Raw genomic sequence first — 18114 nt, forward strand, 5'->3', positions numbered from 1 at the left:
TGCTTTCCCCTCCTATGAATCACTCCGAAACTCTCGAACTTAGCTTACAGTTGCTGCGTCAACCTTCCGTGACACCTGTTGATCATAATTGCCAAAATATTATGGCCGAACGCTTAGAAAAAATTGGTTTTAACATTGAATCAATGCGTTTTGATGATGTTGATAATCTTTGGGCGCGTAAAGGGACGGAATCTCCTGTATTTTGTTTTGCTGGGCATACCGATGTTGTACCTACGGGCAACTTAAATGCATGGCATTCTGAGCCTTTTGTACCTGAAATTCGTGATGGGAAGCTGTATGGGCGTGGAAGTGCAGATATGAAAACTGCACTTGCAGCGATGGTGGTTGCTTCTGAACGTTTTGTTCGCAAACATCCAAACCACAAAGGTTCAATTGCGTTTCTAATTACCTCTGATGAAGAAGGTCCTGCTATCAATGGGACAGTGAAAGTTATTGAAACTCTTGAAGCACGTCAGGAAAAAATGACTTGGTGTTTAGTGGGTGAGCCTTCTAGTACGAATCATTTAGGCGACATCGTTAAAAATGGTCGTCGTGGTTCTTTAAATGCCGTTTTAACCGTGAAAGGCAAACAAGGTCACGTTGCCTATCCACATCTTGCGATTAACCCGATTCATATGGCGTCTAAAGCTGTTGCTGAGCTATGTGATACGGTTTGGGATCAAGGCAATGAATACTTCCCTGCCACGTCTTTCCAAGTCTCTAATATTCAGGCAGGTACAGGTGCAACTAATGTTATACCAGGCACGATGACTGTAACCTTTAACTTCCGCTATTCAACAGAAGTAACGGCTGAAGAGTTGAAAGCACGTGTTTTAGAAATTTTAGATCGTCATGGTTTGACCTATGAAATTCACTGGACACACTCAGGCTTACCCTTCTTGACCCCTGTAGGTGAATTGGTAAACTCAGCAAAAAATGCGATTCGTAATGTAACAGGTCGTGAAACTGAATTATCAACCAGTGGTGGTACTTCAGACGGTCGTTTTATTGCCCCTACAGGTGCACAAGTGCTCGAACTTGGCGTATTGAATGCCAGCATCCATCAAATTGATGAGCATGTGAATGTAGACGATTTAGAACCTTTAGCCGAAATTTATGAACAAATTCTTGAAGGCTTATTGGCTTAAGATCATTACTAGACAAGCAATAAAAAAAACCCATGTTGAACATGGGTTTTTTTATTTTTAAAGCATTATGAACCAATGCCTAAACTAGCTTGAATCTGCGCGACATTTGGGACTTGAAAGGTTTGCTCACCCATGCGTACGTACTGGAACACCATTGGATCAGTGACTGTCATTTCCTCATCAACAACCTCGGAAATACGTACACGTACCGATTTTGGCATCTCGTTACACATCAGGGCAAAACGCTGATCAATTTCATCCCCTTCAATCACAAGCGCAACGCCAGAGTTCTTAGCAGGATCATTCACCTCATAAACAGGTAGTTTGACATCATGCCATTCCACTGAAGTAACATGCGTTGGACTGTCTAGTGCAGAGAGTACAATATTCTGTGGTAACAACATTGCCACTTTGCCATAGCATTGAATGATATAGGCATCGATAAACCCTGTAGAAACAGTGATGAGATGATGTAACTCTTGCTGACTAATTTGATCTAAGACCGATTTACTCGCGCTATTTTCGCTCATCACCTTACCCCTGTTTCACTGTCAATAGACTTTCAATGTTATTCAACAAGTCAGCCTCTTGGAATGGTTTACCCATATAGTGAGTTACACCCAAACTGAATGCACGTTCACGATGTTTTTCACCTGTACGTGAGGTAATCATGATAATTGGCAACTGCTTATGCACTTCATGGTGACGAATCAAGTTGGTTACTTCAAAGCCATCCATACGCGGCATTTCAATATCCAGCAGCATTAAGTCTGGTTTCACATTTTCCAACTGCTCCATGGCATCGACACCATCTTTTGCAGTCACCACATCATAACCCTGACGCTCCAACAGACGCGAAGTTACCTTACGTACCGTCACCGAGTCATCCACGATCATGATTAAACGACGTGTATCACTATAACGGTAGGTATCACGCTGATCATTGGCATGCTTCACACGTTGTGTAGTTTGGATCTGACGTGCAATATTCTGTCCATCCAGAATCAGACACACTTGACCATCACCCAGAATCGTCGCACCCGCAATAGCACCAATAGCAGAGAATTGCTGACCAATTGGTTTCACCACAATTTGTGCACGTGAGCCAATCAACTGATCGACCAATAAGGCAATGGTTTGACCACTATTACCTTTAATTAATAACACTGGCAATGAATGCGCAATGCTACCCAAGCGAGGTAAAGGCTGATTAGAGACAAACTCTGACAGATAACGGAGTTTGTAACTTTCATTATCAATCTTGAAGTAGTCGTCTTTACTGTTGAAGTAACTTTCCAAGGCAGTCGGTGCAATTCGAACAATACGTTCAATCTGCGCCAATGGAACCGCAAACTGCTGATCCCCTGATTTCACCATCAAGGCATCGCTTACAGCTACCGTCGTTGGTACGCGAATGCTAAAGCTGGTGCCTTTGCCGAAAGTCGAATCCACCGTGACATGACCACCAAGCGCTTTAATGGCACTCTGCACCACGTCAAGACCTACGCCACGACCTGAAATTTGCGTCACTTGCTGGGCTGTACTGAATCCAGGATGGAAAATAAACTGTAGAATTTCCTGCTTTTCAAGCTGCTGATCGGCTTTCATCAAACCTAAAGAAATGGCTTTCTCTTTGATTTTGGCAACATCAATCCCTTTACCATCATCATGGAATTCAACCACCACATCCGTACCTTGACGGCTGATATTGAGTTCAATTTTCCCAACTTCAGGTTTATGGGCTAACTGACGTTGTTCAGGATCTTCAATACCATGATCGACCGCATTACGTAACATATGTTCCAGCGGTGTCACCAAACGCTCGAGAATAGTACGGTCTAACTCACCTTCAGTATTGTTAACAAGCAATTCTGCAGGGCGATTTAGAGTAGAAGCTGTTTGACGCACAATACGTTGTAATCGCGGCAATAAACGCGAGAATGGAACCAAACGAGTTCGCATTAAGCCTTCTTGAATCTCTGCCTGAATACGCGATTGTTGCAGTAACAGACCTTCGGTATCACGGATTTTTTCAGCCAACGTCGTTTTGAAGTCGACCAAATCCGATGCAGATTCCGCCAACGACTTCGACAACTGATTCAGCGATGAATATTGGTCCATTTCAAGCGGGTCAAAGTCTGCATAACGCCCAACTTCACTGCCGTGTTTGGCAATAATTTGAGACTCTAACTCACCTTCCATTCGACGTAACTGGTCGGCTAGACGCTTAATCGCCAATTCCATCTCATTCAAGGTATTGCCTAATTGACCAAGGTCCATTTCAATACGTGAACGGTTAATCGAATTCTCACCTGATAGATCGATCATTTTTTCAATCAGATCAGCTGAAATTCGAATCATTTCATTAGATTGATCCGATTGACCTGAAGTCTCCCACTCACCCATCATGGCTGGTGGCTCAGCACCATCACCCTGAATAAATTCGAAGCTTGGCGCTGTAATTTGCGCTTGAGCTGGAGTATTACGTGTTGGTAATTGAACCGTGACATCCGCATATTCAATCGCTTCCAGACTTGCCTTCAAGCTATCGAAATTACTGTAATCATGTTCAAAAATCGCATGTCTTAACCATGCAATAGTGGTTTTTAACAATGGATCATAGACATTCGAATTGAAATGATGCACTGCAAACTGTTCAAAAGCACTTTCTAAACGATAGGAAATTGCACCTACAGCTTCAATTTCAGCCATACGTGCACCACCTTTCAGGCTGTGCGCTGCACGTTGTAATTGAAGTAATAAACTACGATCACTACGTTGTTCAATCCACTGTTGCAGTAACGACTCCATCGTATCGAAGATTTCAGCTGCTTCTTCAAGGAAAGTTTCTTCAACAATTGAGCGTACACTGTCATCTTCTTCTGAAGCTAAAGACTGCACCACATCTTTCGGTGCAACCCAAGCAACAATTTCCTCGTCCTCTTCTTCTGCTACAGGCGTCATTACAGGCTGTACAGGTGGTGACACAGGTGCATCTACAGAGGTGGTCGCATAGACTGCGACATGTTCCACTGCTGGTTGCTTATGCTCAACTACAGTTTCAGTAACTGTCGAAACAGCCACACCAGCCACCAAGGCCTGAATATTATTCAGAATATCAATGGCTTCTGGTGCTGGATAATCGACATGTTGTTCGCGAATGATTTGAATACGATCCGCAATATTATCCTGTACCAAACGAATAATCTGAATCAAAGCTGGTGAAGCTTGGATTTGCTGATTGATAATTCGCTCATAAATGGTTTCTAGCTCATGCGAGATTAAACCAATATGAGTGGCTTGAATCATATTTGCACCACCCTTTAAGGTATGCAAATAACGCATTAAATTATTCAGTGCTGCCGTATTCGACTGATCATGACTCCAAGTCTGGACATCTTGGTCAATCCCCATGAGCAATTCATCTGCTTCTTCAAGGAAAATATCCAGCAGATCATCATCAAATTGACGGTTCGCATCTTCTGCATCGAGCAGTTGAGCATCGCTATGAATACGTTTAGACAGTACCGCAAAGTCGACTGTAGTCCCTTTCGTACTTTCTTCAACAGGTGTTGGAACTTCAAGCGTAGTTGAAACAGTGTCTTCTAGCGTACTAAGTTCAGCCTCATCAAAAATCTCCAAATCCTGCTGCACAAATGCAGTTAAGTTTTGAAGAACGTGCTGTGCTTGCTCAGACAGGCTAATACGCTGTCCTGCTGCCAAAGTATCGAACAGGTAAATAAACTCTTGATGCGCCTGCGCAAATAACTCATAGGCATAATCAATATTTAATAACGCTGCTTTGGCAAGTAATGCTTGATAGCATTCATCTAAAGTCTGTACAAACCCATGAATACCCTGCGAAGCGCGATTATCGGTATGCTCAGCCAGTAACTGAGCCTTTTGACTTAGCTGCTCAATGTACGCAGGGAATTCAGTTTTAGCACGTTTTTCAAATTCAAGTTCCGCATCCAACAACAGATCAATATCTAATTCAATGAGCTGAGAGACTAAACCTTGTGGATTGGCTGTAGCATCAAAGTCTTCTTGATTAAAGCCATAATCTTCCCATGCCTGATTAAAGGTTTGATCAATTTGGCTCAGATCTTCAAGTTTTCCTTGACGGAGGATATGTAAGAAATCACGTACAAATTCAGCATATTGAATTAACAATGCCGTTTCATTTGAACTCGAAACAATATCTTCTTGTAATAGCGTCTTAAATAAATTTTCAACTTTAGAACTGGCATCAAAAATTTGCTGGATATGTGCCATCGACGAGCTGCCGCGCAAGGTATGCAATGCACGAATCAGCCCATTATAATCTGGCACTTCATCCGCTTCTTGTTTTAAGAAGTGATCAATGGTCGCTAGATGTTCTTCTGCCTCTTCAATAAAGATTGAAGTTGTAACTTCTTGAAGATCAGTGCTTTCTTGAATAGATTCTTCTTGTGCCTCTACTGCTACTGGTGCTTCTTCTAGCACCTGTTCCGTTTCAGCTGAAGTGAATTCAAGTCCAGTCATTTGTTCTGGAGAATGCAGTTGATCCGCCAATAACAATAACTCTTCCAATGCAGGCTCAAGTGTAAGCCCTTGCTGCAATTGCTGTCCTAGAAGCACCAATGGTCTTAAGTCAATTTCAATTGCTTGAACCGATTTAAACTGAGGATACAGCTTGTACTGGAAAATACGATAAACCGTTTCGGCAAATTTTTGGATCTTGCTATCTAGCGCCACTGAACCAAAAATGACACGATTTAATGTATCTTCCACAGACCACGCTAGCTCACCTGCAGATTTAGCTCCCACCATACGACCCGAACCTTTCAGTGTATGAAAGTGGCGACGAATGATCGTTAAGGTGTCTTGATCTGAGGGATTCGCTAACCATTGCGCAAAAACGCTGTCTAGCTCTTCAAAAATTTCTTCAATTTCTTCTACAAAGATCTCGAGAATTTCAGCATCTTGTTCAAGATAACTATCTTCTGGAAGCGTTGTCGTATCGACTAAATTTTTTAATATTTCTTTCATAGCTTTGGCTTCTTACGTTCTTTGCCACCATAAAAGGCGCTCAAACCTGAGTGTAATCATCACGCTGAACTTCATGCTCAAAGTCCCTCGGGTCGATGCTTAAAACTAGATGGGAATTCCGAACTCGAAGCGCTCGGAATCCCCTTAAATAGCTAACTTATTCAGGTAGTTTGAAGTCCGTTACAGATTCACGTAAAGATTCCGCCATGTTGGCAAGCTCAGAAACCGAACGTGCTGTGTCGAACGTTGCTGTCGTGGTCTGAGAGGTAATCTCTTGTACAACGTTCATCGTAGTTGCAATATGACCCGCCGATGCTGACTGAAGTTTTGCTGCATCAGAAATGCTTGCAATCAGTTTTGCCAAGTTGCCCGATACGCTTTGAATCTCATCCAGTGCAACACCCGCATCTTTAGACAAGTTCGCACCACGTACAACCTCAGAAGTGGTTTGTTCCATCGAAATAACCGCTTCGTTGGTATCCGTCTGAATCGTTTTAACCAGTGTTTCAATCTGCTTGGTTGCCGATGCAGAACGTTCTGCTAGACGCTGGACTTCGTCGGCTACAACCGCGAAACCACGACCAGCCTCACCTGCCATCGATGCTTGAATTGCAGCGTTTAATGCCAAGATGTTCGTTTGGTCGGCAATATCGTTAATCAGCGCGACAATGTTACCAATTTCCTGTGAAGATTCACCCAAGCGCTTAATACGCTTAGACGTTTCTTGAATCTGTTCACGAATAATATCCATACCTTCAATTGAACGGTTTACAACGTCTGCACCATTCGATGCAATATGTACCGAACGTTCTGCTACCGTAGCAGATTCAGATGCGTTTGCAGATACTTGGTCAATGGACATTGCCATTTCATTAATCGCGGCAGATGCACCAGCAATTTCTTGGGCCTGATGCTCAGAAGCTTCCGCTAACTGGTTGGTAATGATCTGCGTGTTTTGCGTATAGTGTGCAACTTCTGCAGACGTTTCCGTAATTCGTGATACCAACTCACGTAACTGGTCAATCGCAAAGTTAATCGAGTCGGCAATTGCACCAGTAAAGTCTTCAGATACCGTTGCATAAGAACGTAAGTCACCGTCCGCTAAGTCGGCGATTTCATCCAGTAAACGTAAAATCGCGTTCTGGTTACGGTCATATTCTTCTTGTAAACGTGATACACGTACTTTATCGGCTTCACCACGAAGTACAAGTAATTTAAATACGCAGAATAAGAAACCAATCAGTGCCAGAATTAAGCCCAATGCTGGAATTGCAATTGCCCAACCTGTACCACCAGATAACTTGTTTAAGTTAGTTAACAAGGCATCAGACTGCTCAAAAATTGAAGATGATGCTTGACGAACTTTAACAATTTGCGAAGAGTTCTTTAACACTGTTGCTGCAGCAGATTTTAATACTTCGTCATACTCAGCTTTAATCCCATCTAAAGATTCACGCAATGCAGGCTCAGAAATCTGTTGAACACCCAGCTCAGCACTACCATTAATTTGTGCATTCAAATACGAACCGAATGTTTCAGTATCGGCACTAAAGTCATCCGCTGAAGCACTTGAGTTGGTTGTACCCGTTAACACCGAGTTAATTGAACGTAAAATACGTTCCGCGATGAATACCTGGTTTTTTGCAATTACAACCTGACTACTTGGCATGTTTTGACGTGCCATTTGGTCAACCATCAAGTTATATTCAGCCTGAATGCCTGGAATACTTTCACTGATGGCAATGTTGGTGTCGTATAACTGGTTAATGATTTTTTGTTGTGATGCAATTAAATCAATATTTTCAGATACTTTTTTCCATTGCTCATCAACTTCACGCAATGCTTGCGTACTGGCATGAATATCGTTAACTGTTTCTAAGTTTTCAGCAAAAGCTTTTTGAGAATCTGTTAATTTCTTGATCGATTCTGGTGTACCTGAAGCGGTTGCTTCAGTTGCTTGACGCGAAATCGTTTGCGACAAAAGACGCAAATCACCCAAGCTACGTGTAAATTCGTTATTACGCGGTACGCTATAGAAAAGATATAACAGAAGGAATAGGGCCAAGATGATACAAAACGCTGCACCCAAAATTAATGGTCTGGACTTTTCACTGTCACCGAATACACGTGAAAACTGTTCCGTCTGTGATTGAATTTTTGCTACTAAAGCATTACCACCCGCACGGTTGGTACTTTCACCTGCATTTTTCTTTTTTAGTTTAAAGCCCATGCAGCTTCTCCCCGAGTTTCGCCTTCATTCTTAATGAGTGTGACTATTTAATTTATAAGTTTTATAGATGCGTTCATGTATTTTGGATTTTGCAATAAACGACTAAATAAGAAGACATGCCATTGTTGGTTATGCTGATGGAAATACCCTTGGCAATATTCTTGTAAATTACTATCTAAATCATTGTGTTTAGAGAAGAAACTTTTCTTATTAAAGTGTTGAATGCCCAAAACCTGATCGACGACTAAACCGACATAATGATCATGATGACTGATACATAAGACTTTTTGAGTCGGTGAATATTGGCTTCGATGTCCAGAAATATAATGAGCTAAATCTGCAACTGAAAGCAGTCGTCCACGAATATTTGCCAATCCCATGACCCATGATTGAGTATTTGGCACTGGCGTATATTTTGGTGGATAAATAACTTCCGAAACCTCACCTAAAGGGGCAACGAAATATTGCCCCATCATTTCAAATGCAATCCCTGACCATCGGTTTACTTCATTCTCGGTTGAAACGTAGTTTTTATTGCCACGTTTCGCCAAGCGAAGTAATTCGATAAATCCGTTCGCTGCCATAGTTTATCCTGCGTTGAGGTGCTGCTTGATGGTGTCTATTAATTGTTGTTCATCAATAGGTTTAGTCAAATAATCACATGCACCCTGACGTTTTCCCCAAACACGGTCAGTTGCCTGATCTTTGGTACTCACAATAACCACTGGAATATGTTTTGTGGTATCTCCACGCGCAATTTGACGCGTCGCCTGAAAACCATTTACGCCTGGCATAACCACATCCATCAACACAAGATCAGGGAGTTCAGCTTGCGCCATTGTTACCCCATCTGCACCATTTGAAGCTTCAATCACTTCAAAACCGTGCTTGCCTAAAATCTCTCTGAAACGAAATGTTTCTGTAGGCGAATCATCTACAACCAAAATACGAGCCATGCTCTTCCCCAATGCAAAACTTATGCTGTTACGTGATTACGAATTGCGTTTAATAGTTCATCTTTACTGAATGGTTTTGTTAAATATTCATCTGAACCGACAACACGACCTTTAGCCTGATCAAATAAGCCATCTTTACTCGATAGCATAATGACTGGAATGTTTTGATAATTTTGTGAATTCTTGATGAGTGCACAAGTTTGATAGCCATCTAGACGTGGCATCATGATATCAACAAAAACAATATCAGGATTTGCTTCAGCAATTTTTGACAATGCCTCAAAACCATCTACTGCGGTGACCACTTCACAACCTTCACGCTGTAATAATGTTTCTGCTGTACGACGAATGGTTTTTGAATCATCAATTACCATGACTTTTAGATTTTGAAATTTATCGTCCATTTAATGACCCGTCCCATTTTTAGAATGTACATTCATTTGGTATATGAAGTTTTATTACAAGTTGCCAACATTTTTAACATATATTTACTTGTATTTTCAATGAACAGTTTTGAACTTAATCGACACTTTTGTCTAATTTAGCTAATAAATTCACACTTTAATTCCTCACAATTTTTTTTTTAATGAATAGATGTTTTTTATTGTACAGATTAGTTCTAATATAACTCTATTATTACTTAAAAATAAGTAATTTAGTCAACTTTAACTTTGCGGGGGACTCAATGAAAAGTCAGTTTAGTTGCAGACTTGCTTTCATTGCAAAAAAGGAAATAACTTTAAGGTTATTACTGCTTAGCCTCTTATTCATACAATCGGCATTTACCTTCGCAGAGGAAGTGAAAGCAGTCTGGTATCGCTACTACGACAGTAAAGGTGTCGCCAATATCAGTACCAATGTGACCCCTAATCATATTCGCTATGGTTATGAAGCACTTGATCGCAATATGCAAGTGATTAAACGCAACCGTGCTTATAATGCAGCTATAGAAGAGAAAAAAGCACCACAACGGGCAGCACAAGCCAAACAGCGCGAAGCGGATTTACGATTAAAACGCGCTTATACTAACAGTCAAGTTGCTATAAAAAAGCGAGATGATGCACTAGCTTATCTCAAGAAACAAATCAGTTTTCAGCAAGAGCAACTTAAACAACTGCAAAGTGATCGTATTTTATTCAAACGCCAAGAAATGGAATACTTGCGAAAAGGTGACCCAGTACCCGCTATTCTCAAAAGTAATCTGACCAACAATGCCACGAACATCAGCAATAAAAAGCAACAGATTCAATCATTACAAAACAACTATCGTGATACGCAGGCTGAGTACGCGAATATTGTGGCGCGCTTAAAAGCGATGGAAAACTAATACGCAAAATTCAGTAAAGGATGTTTAGATGCAGCTTGTACCTCGATTATTTTATTTTAAAACCCTGAGCCTCTGCATCGCGACTAGCCTTTTACTTACAGCCTGTCAAAAGCCATCTGAAACTGCCGCTACGCCAAGCCAGAGTCATATCGAGCTAATACAGCAGGATTTAGTACCACTGAATTACGGTGAGTCCGTCGAGAAAACCTCTTTCACAGGCAGCATTCGTGCTGTGAATCAAAGCAGTTTGCAATCCCAAGTCACTGCAACAGCGACTGCTGTGCGAGCCGATGTCGGTGATAAAGTGCAACAAGGGCAAATCTTGGTCCAGTTAAACAATCAAGATAATGAAGCGCGTTTAGCCCAAACAAGAGCCAATTTAGCAGCAACCAAAGCGCAGGCAACACTAGCTCAAAACATGATGCAGCGCAAACAGCGACTTTTAGATCAAGGCTTCATTTCCAGAGTTGAGTTTGAACAAAGCCAAGTCGACTATCAGGCACAATTAGAAAATGTCAAAGCACAGCAAGCTACAGTAGATATTGCGCTTAAAGCCGAACAAGATGGTACTTTACGCAGTCCAATTACAGGGATCATCACCAAACGCCAAGTGGAACCAGGTCAAACCGTTGCGGCTGGACAAACCCTTTTTGAAATTGTCGATCCAACACGTTTAGAACTTCAGGCACGCCTACCCAGTGATCAACGTAATGCCTTACGTATAGGGCAGAAAATTGAATTTCATCTACAAGGCAATTCGGAGCAACTACAAGCAACACTGAGCCGAATATCCCCTCTAGCGGATTTAAATAGTCGCCAAATTGAGTTCTATGCTAGCTCGAATTCTGCATTAAATCCTCTCAGCATAGGTGCCTTTGTCGAAGGAAATATTCTGGCATCTGCTACGATCTCAGGACAACTCATTCCCTTAGATAGCATTCAAGACCTCGGGCAAAACCCCTATGTCTGGGTCATCCGTCAACAAAAAATTGAACGGGTTCCCATCAATGTTCTGGAACAACGTTATAGTGAGAACCTTGCTGTAGTCGAAGGTCTTAGGACAGGTGATCAGATTAGCCGCGTTAAATTTAGCGATAGCGATATCCACAAGACTGTAACCATTCAGAAAAATAAATAAATTCAGGACCTGAAAATGTGGTTAACCCGAATCAGTGTAAAATATCCCGTGTTTACCATCATGATGATGTTGTCCTTGATGGTGCTTGGCTTAGCGTCATGGCAACGCATGAGCGTGGAAGAATTTCCTGATGTCGATTTCCCCTTTGTCGTTATTCATACCACTTACCCTGGTGCATCACCTGAAACCATTGAATATGAAATTACCAAGAAAATGGAAGATCAGATCAATACCATTTCAGGGTTAAAACAGGTCATTTCGCAATCCAGCGAAGGACTATCCACGATTATTGTGGAATTTAATTTAGATGTCCCCTCTGCTGTCGCTGCACAAGATATTCGCGACAAAATCGCCCCAGTCACGGCAGAATTTCGCGATGAAATTCAAGACCCCGTCGTAGAACGTTATGACCCAACAGCCAGTGCCATCATGTCGATTGTGTTTGAGTCGAAGACCCAGTCTTTGCGTGAACTGAGTACCTATATCGACCAAAAGGTCGTGCCAGAATTACAAACAGTGTCTGGCGTAGGTGCGGTTAATTTATTGGGCGATAGTCAGCGTCAAATTCGTATCGTAATTGACCCTTATAAGTTACAGAGCTACGGCATCGGGATCGACCAGATCATCAACACCCTGAAAAGTGAAAATATTGAAGTCCCTGGAGGCACACTCAAACAAGCCAACTCCGAACTTGTGGTCGAAATTAAATCCAAAATCATTCATCCTTATGCCTTTGGAGACCTGATTGTTGCCACAAAAAATGGGACACCGATTTTTCTTAAACAAGTCGCTACCGTGGAAGACAGTCAGGCAGAGCTTGAATCCAGTGCTTTTTTAAATGGCAACCCTGCTGTTTCTGTCGATGTGTTACGTAACTCGGACTCCAACATTATTCAAGTGGTGGATGGTACTTACAAAGCCCTCGCCAAGATTGAAAAGCAACTACCACAAGGTGTCAGTGCCAAAGTCGTGGTCGACAGTTCCCAAGGCATTCGCGGCAGTATTCGAGATGTCACTCGAACCATTCTTGAAGGAGCAATACTAGCAGTTTTAATTGTCTTGCTGTTTTTGGGTTCATTCCGCTCCACCATCATCACAGGCTTAACCCTACCCATCTCTTTATTGGGTACTTTAGCCATGATTTGGGCGTTTGGTTTTAGTATTAACATGATGACTTTACTGGCTCTCTCATTGAGTATTGGCTTGTTAATTGATGATGCGATTGTAGTCAGGGAAAATATTGTCCGCCATGCCGATATGAGCAAAGACCATGTCACTGCCGCTCTGGATGGCACCAAAGAAATTGGATTAGCCGTTTTAGCCACGACGCTGACAATTGTTGCAGTTTTTCTACCTGTCGCCTTTATGGGGGGCATTATTGGACGTTTCTTTTATCAATTTGGGGTCACCGTCAGTACTGCCGTACTGATTTCCATGTTTGTCAGTTTTACCTTAGACCCAATGTTGTCTGCACATTGGACAGACCGACATCAGCAAAACCCAAAACCGAACCGGTTACAACGCTTTTTTAATGCAATTGCACGGCAACTTGACCGTTTAACGCAACTCTATGAATATTTATTAAAACTGGCACTACGTTTTCGCTTGATTACGCTTGCAATCGCAATTACCTCGCTGTTTGGTGCTTTAGCTTTGTCTAAAATGATTGGGACTGAATTTGTTCCCACACCAGATAAAGCCCAAATTCGAATAAAATTTGAAACGCCTGTAAATGCTTCACTGGAATATTCACAAGCCAAATTACTACAAGTAGAAAAAGTTCTCAGGCAGCATCCTGAAGTTTTAGGCACTTACGGTGTGATTAATGGGGCAACTGATCGGGGAAAAAATCATGTCAGTTTGCGCATTACTGTCACGCCCCGCCAACAACGCAGTCAAACTCTGGTACAGCTAAATAATGAATTCCGTGATCGTTTGAAAAGCATAGCTGGGATTCGTGTGACTTCGGTTGCCTCTGCCGATGAAAATGTTTCTGGCGGTCAAAAGCCCATCATGATCTCTATTAAAGGTCCTGACCTAGCGCAACTTCAAAAAATCTCCGATCAATTTATGACAGAAGTGGCTCAAGTCCAAGGTGTTGTCGATTTGGAAAGTTCCCTGAAAGAGCCTAAAGCCACTTTGGCGGTGCATATTAATCGCGTCTTAGCCAATGACCTCGGCTTATCCGTCAGTCAAATTGCTAATGTAGTACGTCCATTAATCGCAGGAGATGATGTCACGTCTTGGCAAGATGCACAGGGTGAAAGCTATGATGTAAACGTCCGTCTCGCGGAAAGCCAGCGCACACTCCCGAGCGATCTCGGCAATTTATACATTAATTCGACTAAACAGGATCAGTCTGGGCAAAATATTTTGGTGCCGCTCAGCAGTATTGCCAGCTTAGAACAAACTTTCGGCGCCTCTCAGATTAATCGACGTGATTTAGCACGTGAGGTATTGGTAGAAGCCAATACTGCGGGACGTCCTGCGGGTGACATTGGTGCTGATATTCAGAAAATTCAGGAGAACGTCAAACTGCCTGCGGGTTATAGCTTTGATACGCAAGGGGCAAATGCCGATATGGCTGAATCCGCAGGTTATGCCCTCACTGCCATCACCCTGTCGATTGTCTTTATTTATATTGTCTTGGGTTCACAGTTTAATAGCTTTATCCATCCTGCCGCAATTATGGCATCCCTGCCGCTCTCTTTAATTGGCGTGTTTCTGGCATTGTTCCTGTTTAAATCGACCATGAACTTATTCTCAATCATTGGCATCATTATGCTCATGGGTTTGGTCACCAAAAATGCCATCCTGCTGATCGACTTTATTAAAAAAGCCATGGAAGCTGGCAGCAGCCGTTACGATGCCATTATTCAGGCAGGGAAAACCCGTTTACGCCCGATTCTGATGACCACCAGTGCCATGGTGATGGGCATGATTCCGCTTGCGCTTGGACTGGGTGAAGGCGGAGAACAAAGTGCCCCGATGGCACATGCGGTGATTGGTGGAGTGATTACCTCTACCCTGCTGACCTTGGTGGTGGTGCCTGTGATCTTTACTTACTTAGATGACTTTAAGAATTTTCTACTTCGTCTCAAACAGAAAATCATGGCATAATCCATGGCAGTTCAATGAACGGTCAGCAATGCATGACCGATTCATTCTAGATTGGATTATCCTTCACGATTAATATTAGGACAGTTTTCATGCGCGCGAGTCGCTTTTTATTTGCAACGTTAAGAGAAACCCCAAACGATGCTGAAGTCATTTCACATCAACTTATGCTCCGTGCGGGTATGATTCGTAAATTGGCTTCAGGTTTATACACTTGGCTGCCGATGGGCGTACGTGTGCTAAATAAAGTCGAAGCGATTGTACGTGAAGAAATGAACCGTTCAGGCTCTTTAGAAGTATTCATGCCTGTGGCTCAACCTGCAAGTCTATGGGAAGAGTCTGGTCGTTATGTACAATACGGTCCTGAATTATTACGTTTTAAAGATCGTCATGATAATCCATTCGTTTTGGGTCCAACCCATGAAGAAGTGATTACTGATTTGGCACGGAATGAACTAAAAAGTTATAAGCAACTGCCAATTAATTTCTATCAAATTCAAACCAAATTCCGTGATGAAATCCGCCCACGTTTTGGCGTAATGCGTTCACGCGAATTCATTATGAAAGATGCCTATTCTTTCCATGCGGATCAAGCGTCTCTACAAGAAACCTATGATCTGATGTACCAAACCTATTGCAACATTTTCACGCGTTTAGATTTAGATTTCCGTCCAGTACAAGCCGATACAGGTTCGATTGGTGGTTCAGGTTCACACGAATTCCACGTTTTGGCTTCAAGTGGTGAAGATGATATCGCCTTCTCGACTGAATCTGATTACGCAGCCAACATTGAAATGGCTGAAGCCGTCTTGGTTGGTGAGCGTGCTGCTCCAACTCAAGCGCTCACTTTGGTCGATACACCGAATCAAAAAACTATTGCAGATGTATCTGCATTCCTAAAATCTGATCCTGCACATTCTGTCAAAGCATTGCTGGTTCAAGGTGTAGCCGATGAGAAGGGTCAAGTACCTGTTATCGCCTTGTTCTTGCGCGGTGACCATGAACTCAATGAAATCAAAGCTGAAAAGCATCCGCTGATTGCATCACCATTAACTTTTGCAACTGATGAGCAACTTACAGCACTTGGCTTAACTGCAGGTTTCTGCGGTCCACAAGGTCTTGTTGAAAAAGGCGTTACTGTGATTGTTGACCGTGCGGCATCGGTATTGTCTGACTTTGTTGCGGGTGCAAATGAAGCAGATAAACATGCGACTGGTGTGAACTGGGAACGTGATGCGCAATTCACCGAAGTTTACGACTTACGTAATGTGGTTGAAGGTGATCCTTCTCCAGATGGTAAAGGTACCTTACAAATTAAACGTGGTATTGAAGTCGGTCATATCTTCCAACTCGGTCAAAAGTACTCAGAAGCTTTGGGCTGTAAAGTACTCGGTGAAGATGGCAAGCCATTTACTGTGACTATGGGTTGTTATGGCATTGGGGTAACACGTGTTGTTGCTTCTGCAATTGAACAGAATTTCGATGAGAAAGGCATTATCTGGCCATCAGCAATTGCACCATTTGAAGTTGCTATTGTGCCAATGAATGCACACAAATCTCCACGTACCGTTGAGGCTGCTGAAGCGCTCTATGCGGAATTAACTGCTGCGGGTTATGACGTATTACTGGATGATCGTAATGAACGTCCTGGCGTGAAATTTTCTGATCTTGAGTTAACTGGTATTCCACACCGTATCGTAATTGGTGAGAAAGGCTTGGATGCGGGTACTTTTGAGTATAAAGGTCGTACCGATGCTGAATCTGTGAACATTTCTAAAGATGAATTACTCGCAAAAATTGCCAAATAATTTTTAGAGTTAGAATAAAAAATCCCGCTACTGCGGGATTTTTTATTGAGTTTAACTTAGCAAAATTTCATCCCACCAAAGCAGTTAGAACGGAAATTCTGCCCCTGTAAGGTTAAGTTCGTCAGTGGAAAATCTAAAGTCGTAGTATTCATAGGAATATTTCCTACAGCCAAATCTCCACTAAATACACAGCTTCCGAGGATTCGACCACAATCACGAGGATTATCAGTTAAGTCTTTATTAATTCCAGCAATGGTTTGCTTTAACACGGCATTGCTAATTGCCACTTGTGTGGTTGGGCTTAAACTTCCGAGTTCGACTTCATCTTCCATAGCTAACCACCACCCCTGATTTGCAGCAACGGCAGCGTCAGGCCATAATATTTTTTGGGATTGTAAGGATAAGGATGCTGGGTTATTCAGATACAAAGCATGGATTAAACCCAAATTTTGATTCACGGTAATATCTGTTTTTAAACCTGTAATATTACCAGTTACATTTTTTTGTAATGGCAATAATCCCCCTAATACATCCGCTGTAAGAGGCCCTGAAAAATCAATTTGTCCAACGGTGCCACTGCCTTTTAATACCACATCTTTTAAACGTGTTCCCGAAACCACTGTTGAATTAATGGTAAATGGTGCTGATGTTGATGAAAGGGTTAATGAATAGTTATCAGAGGTATAATCTAGAGTTGTTGGAATTCCCAGAATTGTACCTTTAACCTTTCCTTTAATTTCCAAACCAGTATCCGCATAAGTCATTGTTCGTTGAGTAGTGACTGCCGTTCCAGAAGCTGTTTTGGTTTTCATATAACCACTAAAGGTATTAATCCCATTCGGAGTGGCAGAATTCTCGGTGCCTAAAGTCATCAATCCTGAAATTTTTTCTGCGCTGACCCGAAAGCCTACCACTTCACGTGTGGCTGCTGAATTTGGGTTTTTAATGGCAAATTGCAAAAATGGGTTGGTAATTTTTGCTGAGGTGGCTGCTCGCTCATCTGAAGTATAGTTAGCGTTTGCGGGTAAACCACTTAATGAAATATTATCAATATCAATATCACAACTACTGGCACGTACACTGTTGTTGACACCACCACAGCCCAACGCCAATTTATTAATATTGGCATTCAACTCCATAACCGCTTCTAAACCTAGCTTATAAAATCCAATATTAGATTGATTATAGGTTGTACCGGTAGAATCGGTTTGAGAGGTTCCCTGCAAATATTGAAGCGTTAACAATGCTTGTCCTGAAACAGCAGAAAGTTCCTGATCAGAAAGGCTTTGCATGCTCTTTGCTATGGCAGGTGTAGCAACGGTAGCCAGTAAAATGCTTAATAATAACTTTGTCTTCATG

At 42.2% G+C, this 18114-nt stretch carries 12 protein-coding genes; 5 read left to right on the forward strand and 7 right to left on the reverse strand.

The features are described from left to right. Window positions 1-14: 14 nt before the first annotated feature. A complete protein-coding gene (gene dapE, locus GWK51_RS10100) occupies window positions 15-1148 on the forward strand; it encodes a succinyl-diaminopimelate desuccinylase (protein ID WP_161933592.1) in 1134 nt (377 codons plus the stop codon). A gap of 65 nt (window positions 1149-1213) precedes the next feature. Here the strand turns inward: dapE and GWK51_RS10105 are convergent, their stop codons facing one another. From GWK51_RS10105 to pilG, 6 genes are all read right to left on the reverse strand, one after another. Then, complete coding sequence (locus GWK51_RS10105; RefSeq protein WP_161933593.1) at window positions 1214-1678, reverse strand: hypothetical protein; 465 nt, start codon at window positions 1676-1678, stop codon at window positions 1214-1216. 4 nt (window positions 1679-1682) lie between these two features. Further along, a complete protein-coding gene (locus GWK51_RS10110; RefSeq protein ID WP_161933594.1) occupies window positions 1683-6179 on the reverse strand; it encodes a hybrid sensor histidine kinase/response regulator in 4497 nt (1498 codons plus the stop codon). 157 nt (window positions 6180-6336) lie between these two features. Further along, complete coding sequence (locus tag GWK51_RS10115; protein WP_100242729.1) at window positions 6337-8409, reverse strand: methyl-accepting chemotaxis protein; 2073 nt, start codon at window positions 8407-8409, stop codon at window positions 6337-6339. Between the two features lie 47 nt (window positions 8410-8456). After that, window positions 8457-8993 carry a chemotaxis protein CheW gene (locus GWK51_RS10120; protein WP_100242728.1) on the reverse strand — a complete coding sequence of 179 codons (537 nt, stop codon included), beginning with the start codon at window positions 8991-8993 and terminating at the stop codon, window positions 8457-8459. A gap of 3 nt (window positions 8994-8996) precedes the next feature. Continuing rightward, on the reverse strand, window positions 8997-9365 hold the full coding sequence (locus tag GWK51_RS10125; RefSeq protein ID WP_100242727.1) for a response regulator: 369 nt from the start codon (window positions 9363-9365) through the stop codon (window positions 8997-8999). Window positions 9366-9385: 20 nt separating this feature from the next. Further along, window positions 9386-9769: a twitching motility response regulator PilG gene (pilG, locus tag GWK51_RS10130; protein ID WP_004723803.1), complete on the reverse strand. Its 384-nt coding sequence runs from the start codon at window positions 9767-9769 to the stop codon at window positions 9386-9388. Between the two features lie 281 nt (window positions 9770-10050). Between pilG and GWK51_RS10135 the strand changes: the two genes are divergently transcribed. From GWK51_RS10135 to GWK51_RS10150, 4 genes are all read left to right on the forward strand, one after another. After that, the gene (locus GWK51_RS10135) at window positions 10051-10692 is read left to right on the forward strand and encodes a hypothetical protein (protein ID WP_161933595.1); all 642 of its coding nucleotides are present in this window, start codon (window positions 10051-10053) and stop codon (window positions 10690-10692) included. Between the two features lie 28 nt (window positions 10693-10720). Beyond that, entirely contained in the window at window positions 10721-11830 is a 1110-nt protein-coding gene (locus GWK51_RS10140) for an efflux RND transporter periplasmic adaptor subunit (RefSeq protein WP_161933596.1), read from the forward strand. Between the two features lie 15 nt (window positions 11831-11845). After that, window positions 11846-14950 (forward strand): efflux RND transporter permease subunit, encoded by a 3105-nt coding sequence (locus GWK51_RS10145; protein ID WP_161933597.1) that lies wholly within the window; start codon window positions 11846-11848, stop codon window positions 14948-14950. Window positions 14951-15039: 89 nt separating this feature from the next. Then, window positions 15040-16755 carry a proline--tRNA ligase gene (locus tag GWK51_RS10150; RefSeq protein WP_161933598.1) on the forward strand — a complete coding sequence of 572 codons (1716 nt, stop codon included), beginning with the start codon at window positions 15040-15042 and terminating at the stop codon, window positions 16753-16755. A gap of 56 nt (window positions 16756-16811) precedes the next feature. Here the strand turns inward: GWK51_RS10150 and GWK51_RS10155 are convergent, their stop codons facing one another. Further along, a complete protein-coding gene (locus GWK51_RS10155) occupies window positions 16812-18113 on the reverse strand; it encodes a hypothetical protein (RefSeq protein WP_161933599.1) in 1302 nt (433 codons plus the stop codon). Between the last annotated feature and the right edge of the window lies 1 nt (window position 18114).

This window comes from Acinetobacter kanungonis (assembly GCF_009939195.1).
Taxonomy (GTDB): Bacteria; Pseudomonadota; Gammaproteobacteria; order Pseudomonadales; family Moraxellaceae; genus Acinetobacter; species Acinetobacter kanungonis.